Source organism: Caldalkalibacillus thermarum (assembly GCF_014644735.1).
Taxonomy (GTDB): domain Bacteria; phylum Bacillota; class Bacilli; order Caldalkalibacillales; family Caldalkalibacillaceae; genus Caldalkalibacillus; species Caldalkalibacillus thermarum.
This window is the reverse complement of the sequence record NZ_BMKZ01000113.1, coordinates 1-1065: the sequence shown is the minus strand read 5'-3', so window position 1 is coordinate 1065 and position 1065 is coordinate 1. Positions and strand designations below refer to the sequence as shown.

General features: G+C 54.5%; 1 rRNA gene. It reads left to right on the top strand.

The features are described from left to right. Positions 1–329: 329 nt before the first annotated feature. Positions 330–1065 (top strand): 23S ribosomal RNA (locus IEW48_RS16720); the annotation flags it as partial.

Below are 1065 nucleotides of genomic sequence, written 5' to 3'. Positions count from 1 at the left end.
GGATCACCTCCTTTCTAGGGAGTTTTATGAGACCCCGGTTTTGGGGGATCCCTAAACTGAACGTTTTATAACGTTTCATCTTAACCAATTGCTCGCACGCTTGCTGCTTTGTTTAGTTTTGAGGGTTCTTGGCCATCTTTCCTCGGTGTCTCTTGCCAAAAGTGCAAAGGCCGCCTCGCAAAGATGGTTTCAACCCGGTTGCCATGTGTGGCAACAAGTGTGCAGACAGGCAATTTTATATATGACCCTCATTGTGTGAATAACTGAGTACTTGCACCTTGAAAATTGGATAACAGCAGATTCATCGGGTAGCCACGAGCGACCTTAAGGGTTAAGCTACTAAGGGCGCACGGTGGATGCCTAGGCGCTGGGAGCCGATGAAGGGCGCGGCAAACGGCGAAACGCCTCGGGGAGCCGTAAGCAGGCGTTGATCCGGGGATTCCCGAATGGGGCAACCCCCTGTCCCTAATCGGACAGGATCCATCTTCCGAATCCATAGGAGATGGAGGGCACACCAGGGGAACTGAAACATCTTAGTACCCTGAGGAGAAGAAAGCAAAGCGGGCCCCGCGAAAGTATCACTTTCGTGGGTGCTAACANCCACGTAGCCGAAATCTTCGTCCCTCCGGGACGGATCCTGAGTACGGCGGGACACGTGAAATCCCGTCGGAATCCGGGAGGACCATCTCCCAAGGCTAAATACTCCCCAGCGACCGATAGTGAACCAGTACCGTGAGGGAAAGGTGAAAAGCACCCCGGGAGGGGAGTGAAAGAGAACCTGAAACCGTGTGCCTACAACCAGTCGGAGCACGATGCCCGTCAGGGCTGTGTGACGGCGTGCCTTTTGTAGAATGAACCGGCGAGTTACGGTCTCGTGCGAGGTTAAGCCGAAGAGGCGGAGCCGCAGCGAAAGCGAGTCTGAACAGGGCGTAAAGGGATCCCAAAAAAGCACTGCTTTTTTGGGGTCCCTAGTACGAGGCCGTAGACCCGAAACCGTGTGATCTACCCATGTCCAGGGTGAAGGCAGGGTAATGCCTGCTGGAGGCCCGAACCCACGCATGTTGA